Annotated in this window: 13 protein-coding genes; 7 read left to right on the forward strand and 6 right to left on the reverse strand. The window is 60.1% G+C overall.

Features of this window, described 5'->3' with window-relative positions; translation table 11 throughout:
* The first annotated feature begins 25 nt into the window (after nucleotides 1-25).
* The 4 genes from RMV17_RS23150 to RMV17_RS23165 all read left to right on the forward strand — a co-directional run bounded on the left by RMV17_RS23150 (nucleotide 26) and on the right by RMV17_RS23165 (nucleotide 7,558).
* Nucleotides 26-2,665, forward strand: a complete 2,640-nt coding sequence (locus tag RMV17_RS23150) for an RHS repeat-associated core domain-containing protein (protein WP_311882802.1) — start codon at nucleotides 26-28, stop codon at nucleotides 2,663-2,665.
* 84 nt (nucleotides 2,666-2,749) lie between these two features.
* Entirely contained in the window at nucleotides 2,750-4,510 is a 1,761-nt protein-coding gene (locus RMV17_RS23155; RefSeq protein ID WP_311882804.1) for an ATP-binding protein, read from the forward strand.
* Nucleotides 4,510-5,838: a sigma-54 dependent transcriptional regulator gene (locus RMV17_RS23160; RefSeq protein ID WP_311882806.1), complete on the forward strand. Its 1,329-nt coding sequence runs from the start codon at nucleotides 4,510-4,512 to the stop codon at nucleotides 5,836-5,838. The genes RMV17_RS23155 and RMV17_RS23160 overlap by 1 nt, the downstream gene beginning before the upstream one ends.
* A 400-nt stretch (nucleotides 5,839-6,238) precedes the next feature.
* Nucleotides 6,239-7,558: an MFS transporter gene (locus RMV17_RS23165; protein ID WP_007912608.1), complete on the forward strand. Its 1,320-nt coding sequence runs from the start codon at nucleotides 6,239-6,241 to the stop codon at nucleotides 7,556-7,558.
* A gap of 147 nt (nucleotides 7,559-7,705) precedes the next feature.
* Here RMV17_RS23165 and RMV17_RS23170 read toward each other — a convergent pair whose 3' ends face one another.
* On the reverse strand, nucleotides 7,706-8,461 hold the full coding sequence (locus RMV17_RS23170) for a hypothetical protein (protein WP_311882810.1): 756 nt from the start codon (nucleotides 8,459-8,461) through the stop codon (nucleotides 7,706-7,708).
* 341 nt (nucleotides 8,462-8,802) lie between these two features.
* On the opposite strand from RMV17_RS23170, the gene RMV17_RS23175 reads away from it, so the two are divergent.
* Both RMV17_RS23175 and RMV17_RS23180 read left to right on the forward strand, forming a co-directional pair.
* A complete protein-coding gene (locus RMV17_RS23175) occupies nucleotides 8,803-9,078 on the forward strand; it encodes a hypothetical protein (RefSeq protein WP_034153461.1) in 276 nt (91 codons plus the stop codon).
* 274 nt (nucleotides 9,079-9,352) lie between these two features.
* A complete protein-coding gene (locus RMV17_RS23180) occupies nucleotides 9,353-9,982 on the forward strand; it encodes a flavin reductase family protein (protein WP_311882813.1) in 630 nt (209 codons plus the stop codon).
* Between the two features lie 4 nt (nucleotides 9,983-9,986).
* Here the strand turns inward: RMV17_RS23180 and RMV17_RS23185 are convergent, their stop codons facing one another.
* Nucleotides 9,987-10,229: a hypothetical protein gene (locus RMV17_RS23185; RefSeq protein ID WP_077574323.1), complete on the reverse strand. Its 243-nt coding sequence runs from the start codon at nucleotides 10,227-10,229 to the stop codon at nucleotides 9,987-9,989.
* A gap of 44 nt (nucleotides 10,230-10,273) precedes the next feature.
* The gene (locus RMV17_RS23190) at nucleotides 10,274-10,627 is read right to left on the reverse strand and encodes an antibiotic biosynthesis monooxygenase family protein (RefSeq protein WP_108225541.1); all 354 of its coding nucleotides are present in this window, start codon (nucleotides 10,625-10,627) and stop codon (nucleotides 10,274-10,276) included.
* A 397-nt stretch (nucleotides 10,628-11,024) separates the two neighbouring features.
* Between RMV17_RS23190 and RMV17_RS23195 the strand changes: the two genes are divergently transcribed.
* On the forward strand, nucleotides 11,025-11,954 hold the full coding sequence (locus RMV17_RS23195; RefSeq protein ID WP_034153465.1) for an AraC family transcriptional regulator: 930 nt from the start codon (nucleotides 11,025-11,027) through the stop codon (nucleotides 11,952-11,954).
* 206 nt (nucleotides 11,955-12,160) lie between these two features.
* On the opposite strand, the gene RMV17_RS23200 is transcribed toward RMV17_RS23195, so the two are convergent.
* From RMV17_RS23200 to RMV17_RS23210, 3 genes are read right to left on the reverse strand one after another with little or no spacing between them, the layout of a single operon-like run.
* Nucleotides 12,161-13,216 carry an ABC transporter ATP-binding protein gene (locus tag RMV17_RS23200; protein WP_311882818.1) on the reverse strand — a complete coding sequence of 352 codons (1,056 nt, stop codon included), beginning with the start codon at nucleotides 13,214-13,216 and terminating at the stop codon, nucleotides 12,161-12,163.
* A gap of 13 nt (nucleotides 13,217-13,229) precedes the next feature.
* Nucleotides 13,230-14,078 carry an ABC transporter permease gene (locus tag RMV17_RS23205; RefSeq protein ID WP_311882821.1) on the reverse strand — a complete coding sequence of 283 codons (849 nt, stop codon included), beginning with the start codon at nucleotides 14,076-14,078 and terminating at the stop codon, nucleotides 13,230-13,232.
* Nucleotides 14,075-14,983: an ABC transporter permease gene (locus RMV17_RS23210; protein ID WP_311882823.1), complete on the reverse strand. Its 909-nt coding sequence runs from the start codon at nucleotides 14,981-14,983 to the stop codon at nucleotides 14,075-14,077. Before RMV17_RS23210 ends, RMV17_RS23205 begins: the two co-directional genes overlap by 4 nt.
* Between the last annotated feature and the right edge of the window lie 47 nt (nucleotides 14,984-15,030).

The following is a 15,030-nucleotide window of genomic DNA, read 5'->3' on the forward strand; positions in this document are numbered from 1 at the left end:
TGACGGTCTGTGCGAGTGTCTGGGCATGAATCAGTCAGTACACTGGCATACGCCAACGCTGCGCGTTCATGACCCCAGAAATCTTCCGCTCAGCAATGTCACGTACCTGCGTAAAGTGACCGGCGCGCAAGTTGAGCGCCAGGTCGCCCGTCAGCAGCATGATCACGCCGGGCATCAGGTCGGGCAATGGGATCCGCGTCTGTCGGCACCTTGCCTGACTACGGTTTACAACCTGAACGGTGCGGTATTGAAGTCCGACAGTGTCGATGCTGGCTGGCGCCTGAATCTGCCGGGGCTGGCCGGCGAGCCTTTGCAACGTTGGGACCAGCGCAACCACCATTGGCGCACGACGTTCGATCAGCAACTGCGGGTGGTGGCGGTCGATGAAAATGGTGAAGCCAGCGTTGATGTTTTTACCTATGCCGACGCCTCGGCTGATGCGGGCTACAACCGGCGCGGCCAATTGCTGGAGCAGAAGGATCGCTCGGGTTCGCTGCTCACGGACAGTTTCGGCCTCAGCGGCCAGCCACTGCATGAGACCCGAACCTTTCACGATGGCGAAGCGTGCATCAGCGAGCATGTGTTCAGCCCGCTCGGCGCGCTGCTGGAACAGACCGACGCCGGCGGCCATCAACGACGCTCGCGCTACGGTCTGGCCGGGCAACTCAAGCAAGTCGATCTGCTGATCAGCGGCACGCCGGACTGGCAACCGGTGTTACGGGACGCCCAGTACAACGCCAACGATCAGATCATCGAGCAACTGGCCGGTAATCGCGTCCTCAGTGAATGGGCGTATGACCCGGCGGACGGTCGTCTGCACATCCAGTCCAGCCGCAAGGACGGCGGCGCTGTCCTGCAAAACCTCGAATACTTTTATGACCCCGTCGGCAATATCACCCGCATCGAAGACCACGCTTTTCAGCCGCGATATTTCGCCAATCAACTGATCGATGGCCACCGCGATTTCACCTACGACTCGCTCTATCGATTGACCAGCGCCACCGGCTACGACGACGCCCCGCCCTCGGACATTCCCGGTTTGCCGCTACCGAGTGACCCGAACAACCGCCTCAACTACAGCCAGACTTATCAGTACGACAGCGGCAGCAACCTGATCGAACTGTGTCATGTACGCGCAGGCAACAACTCAACCCGGCACATGCGCATCGACCCGCACAGCAATCGCGGGGTGCGCTGGACACCGGGCGAGCCGGAACCGGTGTTCGACGAACTGTTCGACCCGCACGGCAATCAACGGTCCGTGCAACCAGGCCAGCCGCTGCAATGGAACGTTCGCGATGAGCTGGAGAGCGTGACCCTGATTTCGCGCGAAAACGCCCGCAGTGATGCCGAGCATTACCGCTACAGCCAGGGCGTGCGCGTGTTCAAACGCCACGAAACCTTCGCGGCCAACGCCGAACATTTTCATCAGGTGCGCTACTTGCCGGGGCTGGAAATCCGCACCCGCGACAACGGCGAAGAACTGCACGTCATCAGTCTCGGCAACGCCCGCTGTCTGCATTGGGCAAAGAACAAACCCAAAGACATCAACGACGACCAACTGCGTTACAACCTCGAAGATCATCTCGGCTCCAGCGTGATGGAACTGGATCAAGACGCCGTCATGATCAGCCAGGAAGGCTATTACCCCTTCGGTGAAACCGCGTGGATGGCACCGAATTCGGAAACCACGTACCGCTTCATCCGTTATTCAGGCAAGGAAATGGACGTCAGCGGCTTGTACTACTACGGCGCACGCTACTACGCGCCATGGTTGCAGCGTTGGGTCAGTGCCGATCCGGCGGGGGATGTGGATGGATTGAATCTGTATGCGATGGTGTCGAACAACCCGATGATTTATGTCGATACCGATGGGCGCGGACGGTTCGATTTTTCCCAGATCATCGGTGCATTTCGCACCACTGCCAACGTCGCCAGCCAGGCCCACGATGCCGCAACTGAATTTGATGGCCCCGACGACGAAGCCAATGTCAGTCAGGAAACCCGCGCGCGTATGACGTTTCGCCGCTACCTGTTCAGTAAAAACGGATTAGCGGCGTTTGGGCTCGGTTTCACCGTCGGAGCCACTGTCGGCGGTGCAGCCGGATCATTCGCGCCGGTAATTGGCAATACGATTGGCGGTTTTGTCGGCGGTCTGCTTGGCGGATCAGGAGCTGCCTATATTCGCTACCGTTTTTTCAAGCGTGGCATTCGCGTAACCGAAGCACTGCACACGGCTGAAGTCCGCGACGCCACGCAAACCATTGCGCAGGGTGCAAATGATCTAGTCAATGGCACGCTCCCGCGATCTGTTCAGGACGGGATAAACCAGATCCGGCAAACAGCTACAGAAGCCATTCTGAAAGAAGTCCAAAATATGGCCCCGCTCGATCAGCTCGATTTCGCAAAAATGGTGGACGAGGGCATTTCAGTCGCTGACGCTTACCGCACGATAACGGCTAAAACCACTGAGCTCATCAACAACACCCGGAACGCACTGGAAACGACACAAGACATACTTGATAGCCTCAGCGAAGCCGACGGTGTGACTGAACGCCTGCAACAATTGGAACAGTCAATTGCTGACGAGCCGCGTCCCAGACCCGTGCCGAAACCACGGCTGAATCTACAGCGGCGACATCAGGTGCAGGAAACGGCCGTATGACCCACGTGGCCCGCGCGAACAGCACGGCGGCCCACCTCGGCACATGCTATCGTGCCCGCCCGACCTGCCACCCGTTCGCCCAGCATGCTGCCGACTTCCCGTACCTTGCGTCTGTCGTTGTATACCTTGCTGATCATCGCCGGCGCAGCGCTTGCCGCCACGCTTGCGATCCGCCACGCCGAACGTCAGGCGCTGGAGGAAGACGCCGCTCGCGCCAACCAGCAACTGGCGTTGTACGCCAATTCCCTGCACACCCTGATCGATCGCTACCGCGCCCTGCCCGCCGTGCTGGCGCTGGACCCGCAATTGCGCTCGGCACTGGCCGGGCCGGTCGACGCCGACGAACAGGCGGCGCTGAACCTGAAACTGGAAAAGATCAACGGCGCGGCGCAATCCTCGACCCTTGAACTGCTCGACCACACAGGCCTCGCCGTGGCGGCGAGCAACTGGCGTCTGCCGAGCAGTTACGTCGGCCACAATTACGGTTTTCGTCCCTACTTCAGCCAGACCCGCACCCAGGGCACCGGGCGTTTTTATGCGGTGGGCGTGACCAGCGGAATTCCCGGTTACTTCCTCTCCAGCGCGGTGCTCGGCGACAACGACGAGTTCCTTGGTGCGATGGTGGTCAAGCTGGAATTCCCCGAGCTGGAACGCGAGTGGAGTCAGGGCAATGACACCCTGCTGGTCAGCGATGCGCGCGGGATCATCTTCATCGCCAACCAGCCCGGCTGGCGCTATCGCGCGCTGCGGCCATTGAGCGCCCGCGACATGGATGAAATCAAAGCCACCCGCCAGTACGACAAGCAATCGCTGCTGCCCTTGACGCATTTATCGCTGCGCCGCTTCGATGACAACAGCGACCTGCGCCGCGTCGAAGGCCCGCAAGGCACGGCGGATTATCTATGGGAATCGCTGCCCCTGAGCGCCGAAGGCTGGACCCTGCACCTGTTACGCCACCCGCAAGTAGCGTTTGAAGACCTGCGCAACGCCGGGCTGGCCGCCGCCGGGGTGTGGCTGGCGCTGGTATTTCTGTTGCTGTTTCTCAACCAGCGCTGGCGCCTGTCGAAAATCCGCCAGCGCAACCGTGAGGAACTGGAACAGTTGGTGGAAGAGCGCACCCGCGACTTGCGCACCGCGCAGGACGGCCTGGTGCAATCAGCCAAACTCGCCGCGCTCGGCCAGATGTCCGCCGCGCTGGCCCATGAAATCAATCAGCCGCTGACCGCTCAGCGCATGCAACTGGCGACCCTGCGCCTGCTGCTCGACCATGGCCGGGTCGACGATGCTTATAAAGCCTTGAAACCGGTAGACGAAATGCTCACGCGCATGGCCGCCCTCACCGGCCACCTCAAGACTTTCGCGCGCAAAAGCCCCAGCGGCTTGCGTGAGCGGCTGGATCTGGCGACGGTAGTTGATCAGTCGTTGCAGTTGCTCGATGCGCGGCTGCGCGACGAGCAGGTCAGTCTGGTGCTGCACCTGACGCGTCCGGCGTGGGTACGCGGTGATGCGATTCGTCTCGAACAGGTGCTGATCAACCTGCTGCGCAACGCCCTCGATGCGATGCAGGGCAAACCCTGCAAGCGCCTCGAAATCCGTCTGGAAGCCGATGAGCAACTGTGGCGCCTGAGCGTCAGCGACAATGGCGGCGGCATCGCCGAAGACCATTTGGGCCAGGTGTTCGATCCGTTCTTCACCACTAAACCGGTGGGTGACGGCCTGGGCCTCGGCTTGGCGGTATCCTTCGCTATCGTGCACGAATCCGGCGGCCGTCTGAGTGCTGAAAATGGCGACAGCGGCGCGGTGTTCAGCCTGACTTTGCCGATCGATCTGGAGGCACACATCTGATGCTCAATTCGGTGATGGTGGTCGATGACGAAAGCAGCATTCGCAGCGCCGTCGAGCAGTGGCTGAGCCTGTCCGGCTTCGAGGTGCAATTGTTCAGCCGCGCCGAAGAATGCCTCGCCGCCCTGCCCGCACACTTTGCCGGGGTGATCCTCAGCGACGTGCGCATGCCCGGCATGGGCGGCCTGGCATTATTGGCCGAGGTGCAGAAACGCGACGCTGATCTGCCGGTGATTCTGCTCACCGGCCATGGCGACGTACCGATGGCGGTCGAGGCGATGCGCGACGGCGCCTACGACTTTCTGGAAAAACCGTTCAGCCCGGAAACCCTGCTCGGCAGCTTGCGTCGGGCGCTGGACAAACGCCGGCTGATTCTGGAAAACCGTGCGCTGCACGAGCAGGCCGACAACCGCGCCAAACTTGATGCGACGTTGCTCGGCGTGTCCCGTGGTTTGCAGACGCTGCGTCGGCAGGTGCTGGACCTGGCGGCGTTGCCAGTCAACGTGCTGATCCGTGGCGAAACCGGCAGCGGCAAGGAATTGGTTGCGCGTTGCCTGCATGATTTCGGCCCGCGCGCGGCCAAGCCGTTCGTGGCGCTGAACTGCGCGGCGATTCCTGAGCAATTGTTCGAGGCCGAGTTGTTCGGTCATGAAAGCGGCGCGTTTACCGGCGCCTCGGGCAAGCGCATCGGCAAGCTGGAATACGCCGATGGCGGCACCTTGTTTCTCGACGAAATCGAAAGCATGCCGCTGGCGCAACAGGTGAAACTGCTGCGGGTGTTGCAGGAGCAGAAGCTTGAACGGCTGGGTTCGAACCAGAGCATTCGTGTCGATCTGCGGATTGTCGCGGCGACCAAACCGGATCTGCTCGACGAGGCTCGGGCCGGACGTTTTCGCGAGGATCTGGCCTATCGCCTGAACGTCGCCGAACTGCGTTTGCCGCCGTTGCGCGATCGCCGCGAAGACATTCCGCTGTTGTTCGAAACCTTCGCTCACCATGCCGCTGAACGCTTGGGCCGCACCTTTCCACCCTTGAGTGGCGCGCAATTGAGTCATCTGCTCAGCCACGACTGGCCGGGCAATGTCCGCGAACTGGCCAACGTTGCTGAGCGCCAGGTGTTGGGTCTGGATGAGCCGGCACCGGGGATTGACCCGGGGCAATCGCTGGCGGCGCAACAGGAGGCGTTTGAGGCGCAGTGTTTGCGTGCAGCGCTGACCCGGCACAAGGGCGATGTGAAAGCGGTGCTTGAAGAGTTGCAACTGCCGCGCCGTACGTTCAATGAAAAGCTGCAGCGGCATGGGTTGAGTCGGGAGATGTTTCTGAGCGAGTGAGTCGGGCTTGGGATCTTCTGTGTGGCTGAGATCTTTTCCCCCTCACCCCAGCCCTCCCGAAACGTCGGACCGCCCCCAAGGGGTAGAGGGGAAAGGGAGCCGATCTTCGTGCCATTCAAAACCTGAGTTCGACTCAATGTCTCAGGTCGGTGCACCTCGGACAATCCACTCGGTCGGTCCCCTCTCCCTCTGGGAGAGGGCTAGGGTGAGGGGCTTTTGACTTTCACCCCAATAAGCGGAAATCCGCTCACAAGATCAATTCCATCGGCACAAATCCGCCCACCCAATCCCGTCCCCCCCTCTAAACCGGCCCTCTCCCCGTTGGCACACCTCCTGCTATAGCCCTCGCAGGCTGCGTTCCAACGCGCTCCACAAAAACAATTAAACGAAGGATCCTTCAATGGATAACTCCAACGCCCTGCCACTTGGGTCGGCTGCCGTGCCCGCCAAAGAAAGAACCACCGCCAGCCGGATCAAATCGATCTTCAGCGGTTCCGTCGGCAACATGGTCGAGTGGTACGACTGGTATGTGTATGCCGCCTTCTCCCTGTACTTCGCGAAAACCTTTTTCCCTGCCGGTTCCACCACTGCCCAACTGATGAACACCGCTGCGATTTTCGCCGTCGGCTTTCTGATGCGCCCGATCGGTGGCTGGCTGATGGGCATGTACGCCGACAAGGTCGGCCGTAAAAAAGCCCTGATGGCCTCGGTCTACCTGATGTGCTTCGGCTCGCTGCTGATCGCCCTCAGCCCGAACTACGAAACCATCGGCATCGGCGCACCGATCCTGCTGGTGTTCGCCCGACTGCTGCAAGGCCTGTCGGTCGGTGGCGAATACGGCACCTCGGCGACCTATCTCTCGGAGATGGCGACCAAGGAACGTCGCGGCTTCTTCTCCAGCTTCCAGTACGTGACCCTGATCTCCGGCCAGCTCATCGCGCTCGGCGTGCTGATCGTGCTGCAGAACGTGCTGACCACTGAACAGCTGTACGCGTGGGGCTGGCGTATTCCGTTCGCCATCGGCGCGCTGTGTGCGGTCGTGGCGCTGTACCTGCGTCGCGGCATGGAAGAAACCGAGTCGTTCACCAAGAAAGAAAAGTCCAAGGAAAGCGCGATGCGCACCTTGATGCGCCACCCCAAAGAGCTGTTGACCGTGGTCGGTCTGACCATGGGCGGCACCCTGGCGTTTTACACCTACACCACCTACATGCAGAAATATCTGGTGAACACCGTCGGCATGAGCATCTCCGACTCGACCACCATTTCTGCCGCCACGCTGTTCCTGTTCATGTGCCTGCAACCGATCATCGGTGGCCTGTCGGACAAGATCGGTCGTCGTCCGATCCTGATCGCCTTCGGCGTGCTGGGGACGATCTTCACTGTGCCGATCCTGATGACCCTGCACACCATTCAAACCTGGTGGGGCGCGTTCTTCCTGATCATGGCGGCGCTGATCATCGTCAGCGGCTACACCTCGATCAACGCGGTGGTGAAAGCCGAATTGTTCCCGACCGAAATCCGCGCCCTCGGCGTCGGCCTGCCGTACGCACTGACCGTGTCGATCTTCGGCGGCACCGCTGAATACATCGCGCTGTGGTTCAAGAGCATCGGCATGGAAACCGGTTACTACTGGTATGTGACGGCGTGCATCGCGGTGTCGTTGCTGGTGTACATCACCATGAAGGACACCCAGAAGCATTCGCGCATCGTCACTGACTGATCGGGTTTTCACAGCCACTGCAACGGTGGCTGTTCTGGCCCCAATCGCTGGCAAGCCAGCTCCCACAAGTTTCGCGTCGTACACAAGGTCTGTGAACGGCGCTGTCATTGTGGGAGCTGGCTTGCCAGCGATTGGGGCAACTCGGTATCAGGTCAACTCGGCAACCTGCGGCTTGCCGAAACGCTTCTGCGCATACGAAGCACCGACAATCATCACCAGCAGAATCCCCGCCAGCACCGCCGATGAACCGATGGTGCCGAAGTCCAGCCCGCCCTTCTCATGGGGCTTGGTCATCAAGTCGCCTAAGGTCGCGCCAAACGGCCGGGTCAGCACGAACGCCACCCAGAACAGCACCACTGTGGAAATCCTGGTGAAGTATTTCAGCAACACGACTGCCGCGATGGTCGAGCCGATCAGCAGCGCGCCACCGGCAAAACCCAGCCCTGAATCGTCGGCCAGGTAGTCGCCCAGCGCGGTGCCGAGGGTGTTGGAAAACAGAATCGCCATCCAGTAGAACATCTCGCCGCGGAAGGTCTGCACCTTGCTGACGTTGAGCGAGTCACCGCTCAGGCGCCACGCGGCAAAGATCGCCAACAGTATCGCGATAAGGATCATCGAGCCGGTGGCGTAACCCAGTCCGAGGGTGCGATCCATGAAGTCCGACATGGTCGTGCCGGCGGTGCTGGTCGACAGGATCACCAGCCAGTACAGCAAAGGCTTGTAAGTCTTGGCCATCAACTGCGTGATCAGCGTCAGCACAAACACGCTGATCAGAATCAGCGAGCTCATGGCATAGCCGACGTTAAGGGTCATCGACAGCAAATCGCCCGCGGTTTCCCCCAGGGTCGTCGCGCAGATTTTCATGACCCAGAAGGCCAGGGTGATTTGAGGCAGTTTATTCATCGCAGGCAACGCTCCAGTGTGAGACGGCCGGTTCTTGGTTTTCTGGCCACGGGCAGACTGGCGTTGCAACGGTGAAAAAGCGGTCGGTAAAGTATGAAAAAACTGTCACACACGTAAAAACAGCGATTAATCGCTAATTAATGCTGCCCCTTCATTCTGCAATCACCTGATCGATGACCCGCGCGACGCTCGCTCCGACGACGAAAGCGAATTGAATGCGTCGCCCTTAATATCAAGTTAATCGATTGTTTTTAGCATTAATTTGCGCTTTTTAATCAATTTAGTTGGCGTAGCATTCAACCCATGCAAGACATACCGCCAACGAATCTGGAGTAACCACCATGAAAACCAAACTGATCCTCGCCCTGACCCTGTCCGTACTGGCCGCCAACACCTTTGCTGCCGACGGCTCGGATCGCACCAAATCCGCCGACTTCATCAACGGCGCCAGCGCCGCGATCGAAACCAGCCACACCGGTACCTATGCCGCTGACGGTTTTGATAAAACCAACATTGGTAAAGCGGTTGCTGCTGATGGTTTCGACAAGACCAACCTGGGTAAAACGGTCGCTGCTGACGGCTTCGATAAAACCGGCACCGCCGCTGCCATCAGCTAAGTATCCGCAGTCCTCCCACAGCCCGGCCTTGGCCGGGCTTAGTCATTTCTGGGGCATGACATTTTTTATAAAACCGACACAAAAACCTGTGGGAGCTGGCTTGCCAGCGATGACATTTTGTCATTCAAAGTCATTGTCGACTGACAGGCCGCCATCGCTGGCAAGCCAGCTCCCACAGGTTTTCCATTGGATGGAATATCAGTGACTGACTGGAAATTGTTTGACGGCACTTGCACTATTGCCCACTGACTCATGCCCTCCAGGAACTTCAGACATGCCCGATGACATCCACTTCTACGAACCCGCCAACGGCCACCGTCTGCCCCACGATCCGTTCAACGCCATTGTTGGTCCGCGCCCGATCGGCTGGATTTCTTCACAGGATGCCAACGGCCGCTTGAACCTGGCGCCGTACAGTTTCTTCAACGCCTTCAACTACATTCCGCCGATCATTGGTTTTTCCAGCGTCGGGCGCAAAGACAGCCTGAACAACATCGAGCAGACCGGCGAATTCGTCTGGAACCTTGCCACCCGCCCGTTGGCCGAGCAGATGAACCAGAGCTGCGCGATGGTCGCGCCTGAGGTCAATGAATTCGAATTGGCGGGATTGACGACAGTGGCGTCAAAGGTGATTTCGGTGCCACGGGTCGCCGAAAGTCCGGTGTCCTTCGAGTGCAAGGTCACGCAGATCATTCAGTTGCAGCGCGCCGATGGCGAGACAGTGCCGAGCTGGCTGATCCTCGGCGAAGTGGTCGCCGTGCATATCGCCAAGTGGCTGTTGAAGGACGGCATCTACGACACCGCCGCGGCAGAACCGATTCTGCGCGGCGGCGGGCCGGCGGATTATTTCCAGCTGGGGCCTGAGGCCCTGTTCAAGATGTGGCGTCCGGGCGCAACCAGGTAACGCGTTACCAGATCAACTCGGCGTCGTCAGTGACGCCCTTGAGGTTATCCAGTTCATTGATCGCCGCTTCATCGGCGGCAATGGCGCCGGGGAAGATCTGATCATTCAGCAGTTTGTGAAAGCGTGGTGCGCCGCCATCGACCAGGGCCTTGACCGCGATTGCCGCGTGATAGCCCTTGTTGCCGCCCAACTCGACGGGGACGACTGCGGAAACTGCTTCGAAGTGCTCAAACTCTTTACGTGCCATGTCACACATCCCGGCTCAGACAAATTAAGCCGGACATTAAACCCTCAACCGACGAGTTTGTGTACCGGCGCCGGGCATTGGCCGAGGGCTTGCGCCGCCGACACGTCCTTGAAGGTGTGGAAGTCGAGGCTGTTGACCACCAGTTCCTGCACCAGCTCGGCGAAGATTTCCATCGACGGACTGTTGAAATAGTTGGTCATCATTTGCTGGCTGCTCCAGAACCCGGAGACCAGCCACAGCTCGGAATCACACTGCGAATGCTGCAAGGCAAAGCTCAGGCAACCGGGGGCGGCGCGGGACGGCTCGATCAACGCGCTCAGGCGCACACCGAGTTCCGCCGAACGCCCGGCGCGCGCTCGAACGAAGGCCATATGACTGACGGGAATCTGCTTGGACATGTTCAACCCTCCCAGGGAGTCGCGTGGCAGCCGGGGGACGGGCTGCGACAGGATCAAAGGTTAAGGGCCTCGCGCCGGGCGCCGTTAGTCGATTCCTGTCGCCGCGTTGCACAATCCTGCGAGACTGCACACAGAAGCTGTAACAACCTGTAAACCTGCGCAACACGTCTGTCATACGCGTTTTGTGTAGGAGCTGCCGAAGGCTGCGATCTTTTGATTTTGCTTTAAAGATCAACAGATCGCAGCCTTCGGCAGCTCCTACAGGGTTGGATCGCGACAGGCGCGGAAACACCCCGGGGCAGAATCAGGCAAGCATTTCGCAGGATGTGTCTACCGCTGGCGCTTGCACAAACATATGCTCTGCTCCATTCCACCCCCCCTGCCGAGGATGCCGTGCATGACGTCATTCGATCGTTTTCAAGCCGAACCCACCGCTGACATGGAAAAACAGCGCGCGGAACTGGCGGCGATCATCCGCCGCAACACCACCGACGATGGCAGCTACGAGACCGCCATCGGCTCGCTGTTCATGTCGCGCCACACAAAATCCCACGACTTTGCCCCGGTGCTCGCGCAACCGGCGCTGTGCATCATGGCGCAGGGACGCAAAGAGGTGCGCCTGGCCGATGAATACTTCAATTACGACCCGCTGAATTATCTGGTGGTGTCGGTTTCGATGCCGCTCAGCGGGCGCGTGGTCAACGTCTCGCCGGAGGATCCGATCCTCGCCGTGCGCCTGGACATCGACCCGACCGAAATCACCGCGCTGATCGCTGACGCCGGTCCAATGGGCGTGCCGACCCGGCCGACCGGGCGCGGTTTGTATGTCGAGCAGATCGACAGCTCCATGCTCGATGCCGTGTTGCGTCTGGCCCGATTGCTCGATGCACCGAAAGACATCGCCATGCTCGCGCCGCTGATTCGCCGGGAGATTCTCTATCGCCTGCTGCGCAGCCCGCAGGGGCATCGCTTGTATGAAATCGCGATTGCCAACAGTCAGAGCCATCGCATCAGCCAGGCGATCAAATGGCTCAACGGCAACTTCGAGCAGCCGCTGCGCATTGATGATTTGGCGAAAGAAGTGAACCTCAGCGTGTCGACTTTGCATCACCGCTTCAAGGCGATGACGGCGATGAGTCCGCTGCAGTATCAGAAGCAGTTGCGCCTGCAAGAGGCGCGGCGGTTGATGTTGGCGGAAGGGCTGGAGGCTTCGGCGGCGGGGTATCGGGTGGGGTATGAAAGTCCGTCGCAGTTCAGCCGGGAATACAGTCGGTTGTTTGGTGCGCCGCCGTTAAGGGATTTGGCGCGGTTGCGGCTTTCGGTGTGACCGTTTAGAAGCCCCTCACCCTAACCCTCTCCCGGAGGGAGAGGGGACTGAATGGGAGATATTGAAGAAGTACGCCGACCTGAAAGTGCTTTGCCGAATCCATAATCGACTCGATATCTCAGGTCGATGGATAGCGCCAGACACCTCGGTCGGCCCCCTCTCCCCCCGGGCGGTCCGACGTTTCGGGAGGGCTGGGGTGAGGGTTCCTAAGCCCCCAACACCCGACAAGCCTCCACCGGCAACGTCACCGACACCGGATGCCCAATCCCCAACCCGATCCCCTGACACGGCGTGCTCAACGCGGTAAACGTCACCCCGGAACACTCCACCGTGGTCTCGATGGTCGCGCCGATATCGCGCACAAACGTCACCTTGCCCAGCAACCGATTCCCCGCCGTCGCTTGCGCTGCCGACAGTTGCAGGTCTTCCGGGCGAATCAGCATCTTCACTTTTTGCCCGACGACAATGCTGCTACAGATCGGCACTTGAAGCGCATCACCGCCCGGCAGGCTGACCTTGCCATCGCCCAGTGCCGTGGCCGGGAAGATGTTGCCCGAACCAATGAAGTCAGCGACAAACTCATTGGCCGGATGCCGATAGATTTCAATCGGCGTACCGACCTGCTGCACCTTGTGCTCGCCCAGCACCACGACGATATCGGCCATGGTCATGGCTTCGCGCTGATCGTGGGTGACCATGATCGTGGTGATGTTCAGGCGCTGTTGCAACTGACGGATTTCCACCTGCATCGACTCGCGCAATTTGGCGTCGAGCGCCGACAGCGGCTCATCAAGCAGAAGGATTTTCGGGTGCGAAGCGATCGCCCGGGCAATCGCCACGCGTTGCCTTTGCCCACCGGAGAGCTTCGCCACCGGACGATCGATCATCGCCTGCAACTGGATCAGTTCCAGCAACTCCACCACGCGCTTGTGTTGATCAGCCTTGCTGACGCCGCGCAACTTCAGCGGGTAGGCGATGTTCTCGCCGACCGTCATGTGCGGAAACAGCGCCAGCGACTGAAAGACCATACCGAAGTTGCGCAGGTGCGCCGGGGTCTGACCGATGTCTTCGCCATCCAGGCGTATCTCGCCAGCGCTGAGGGTTTCCAGCCCGGCAATCATCCGCAGCAAAGTAGTTTTGCCGCAGCCGGACGGGCCGAGAAAACACACCAGTTTGCCTTCCGGCAAATGCAGGTTGACGTCTTGTACCGCGCATGCCGAGCCGTAGAATTTCTTGACGTTTTCCAGAATCAGACCAGTCATGTTGCACCTCAAATCAAAAGGAAACGCCGCCCTCGCCCACCAGCTTCTCCAGCGCCCAGATCAGGACGAAGTCGATCAGCACGATCAGCACGGCAAACGAGAACACGGTAGGGTCGAGCGACGACACGGTGCGGCTGTACATCCAGATCGGCACGGTCATGACGTCGATGGTGTAGAGGAAATAGGTCACGGTGAATTCGTTGAACGAGACGATGAACGCCAGCAGCATGCCGGCCAGAATCCCCGACTTCATCAAAGGCACCACCACATCAACGATGGCCCGCAGCGGCGAAGCGCCAAGCATCCGCGCCGCTTCCTCGACTTCGCTGCCGATTGAAAGCATCGCCGCCGTGCAGTTCTTCACCACAAACGGCAGCGCTAGAATCACGTGGGCAATCACCAGTCGCGAGGTGGTCATGTGGAACGGCAGGCTGTCGAACACCAACAACAACGCCAGACCCAACACCACCATCGGAAACACCAGCGGCAGCGACATCAATTGCAGCGCCACGGCTTTGCCCCGGAACTCGCAACGGGTCAGCGCATAAGCGGCGGGCACCGCAATCAGCGTGGCGAAGACCATGGTCAGGCACGACACCAACAGGCTGGTGGCCATGGCCTGGCCGAGGCTGAGCACATCACTGGCGTCCGGCGACACGAAGGTGTGCCAGGCGGCTTTGTACCATTGCAGGCTGTAGCTGCTCGGCGGGAAGTCGAGGTTCGACGCGCCGCTGAACGACATGACGATCATGGTCAGGATCGGCAACACCGCCAGCAGCAGAATGAAGCCGGAGAGGATGCCGGCGAATTTGCCGGTTTCGCCGGGCAGCAGCGCCATGCGCTTGTTGGTCAGGGCACTCATTGCGAAGCCTCCAGCAGACGCCGACGACGGCCAGTGATGTATTCGGACAAGGTCATGATCGCCAGCGTGGTGATGATCAGCACGACGCCGGCAGCGGACGCGGCAGGCCAGTTCATCAGCGGGGCGATCTGGTCATGCACCATCACCGCCAGCATCGGTACGCGACGGCCACCGAGCAGCAGCGGCACTACGAAGCTGCTGGCGTTGTAAGCGAACACCAACGTTGCGCCGGTGATGATCCCCGGCAAACTCATTGGCAGCACCACTTGGCGGAACACCTGAAAACGGCTGGCGCCGAGGGTCGCCGCGGCCTCCTCATAAGTGCGGGCGACACCGCGCATGGCGCTGGCGATCGGCAGCACGGCGAGCGGGAACGCGGTCTGCACCAGGCCCATCAACACGCCGTTCTGGTTGTACAGCAACATGATCGGCCGCTTGATCAGGCCGAGTCCCATCAGCGCCTGATTGAGCATGCCCGCCGGGCCGAGGATCACCAGCCAGCCGTAGCTTTGCAGCAACAGATTGACCAGCAACGGCAGCAGCACCGCAGCGAGGAAAATCCGCCGCAGGAACGGCGATGTCAGTCGCGACATGGTGTACGCCACCGGGATCGCCAGCACCACGGCTATCACCGCGCTGATCAACGCCAGACGCAAGGTCAGCAGCAAGGATTTCAGGTAATAGGGTTCGAGCAACTGGGCGTAACTGGCCAGGCTGAAACCGCTCCACTCGGCGCCTTTGGTGCCGACGCTCATGCGCAGCACCAGCAGGCTCGCCGCGATGAGCACGCCGAGAAACAGCATCGACGGCGAGAGGAAAAGCCACGCCCGCGCGGTCGGTGAAAAACCGCGCACCGGGCGCACGGTAGCGGCGCCAACCGGTTGGGTCAGGGATTGATGTTCCATAGCAATGATCTCGTCAATGGAAAAACAACTGACGAACACAACTCTCC

Source organism: Pseudomonas sp. VD-NE ins (assembly GCF_031882575.1).
Taxonomy (GTDB): Bacteria; Pseudomonadota; Gammaproteobacteria; order Pseudomonadales; family Pseudomonadaceae; genus Aquipseudomonas; species Aquipseudomonas fluorescens_BZ.

What these genes read in the sequence shown, in the direction of transcription:
- RMV17_RS23180 (WP_311882813.1), top strand. Translation starts at nt 9,353, where the DNA reads ATGCCCGATGACATCCACTTCTACGAACCCGCCAACGGCCACCGTCTG.
- RMV17_RS23190 (WP_108225541.1), bottom strand. Translation starts at nt 10,627, where the DNA reads ATGTCCAAGCAGATTCCCGTCAGTCATATGGCCTTCGTTCGAGCGCGC.
- RMV17_RS23165 (WP_007912608.1), top strand. Translation starts at nt 6,239, where the DNA reads ATGGATAACTCCAACGCCCTGCCACTTGGGTCGGCTGCCGTGCCCGCC.
- RMV17_RS23200 (WP_311882818.1), bottom strand. Translation starts at nt 13,216, where the DNA reads ATGACTGGTCTGATTCTGGAAAACGTCAAGAAATTCTACGGCTCGGCA.
- RMV17_RS23205 (WP_311882821.1), bottom strand. Translation starts at nt 14,078, where the DNA reads ATGAGTGCCCTGACCAACAAGCGCATGGCGCTGCTGCCCGGCGAAACC.
- RMV17_RS23160 (WP_311882806.1), top strand. Translation starts at nt 4,510, where the DNA reads ATGCTCAATTCGGTGATGGTGGTCGATGACGAAAGCAGCATTCGCAGC.
- RMV17_RS23185 (WP_077574323.1), bottom strand. Translation starts at nt 10,229, where the DNA reads ATGGCACGTAAAGAGTTTGAGCACTTCGAAGCAGTTTCCGCAGTCGTC.
- RMV17_RS23175 (WP_034153461.1), top strand. Translation starts at nt 8,803, where the DNA reads ATGAAAACCAAACTGATCCTCGCCCTGACCCTGTCCGTACTGGCCGCC.
- RMV17_RS23155 (WP_311882804.1), top strand. Translation starts at nt 2,750, where the DNA reads ATGCTGCCGACTTCCCGTACCTTGCGTCTGTCGTTGTATACCTTGCTG.
- RMV17_RS23170 (WP_311882810.1), bottom strand. Translation starts at nt 8,461, where the DNA reads ATGAATAAACTGCCTCAAATCACCCTGGCCTTCTGGGTCATGAAAATC.
- RMV17_RS23195 (WP_034153465.1), top strand. Translation starts at nt 11,025, where the DNA reads ATGACGTCATTCGATCGTTTTCAAGCCGAACCCACCGCTGACATGGAA.
- RMV17_RS23210 (WP_311882823.1), bottom strand. Translation starts at nt 14,983, where the DNA reads ATGGAACATCAATCCCTGACCCAACCGGTTGGCGCCGCTACCGTGCGC.
- RMV17_RS23150 (WP_311882802.1), top strand. Translation starts at nt 26, where the DNA reads ATGAATCAGTCAGTACACTGGCATACGCCAACGCTGCGCGTTCATGAC.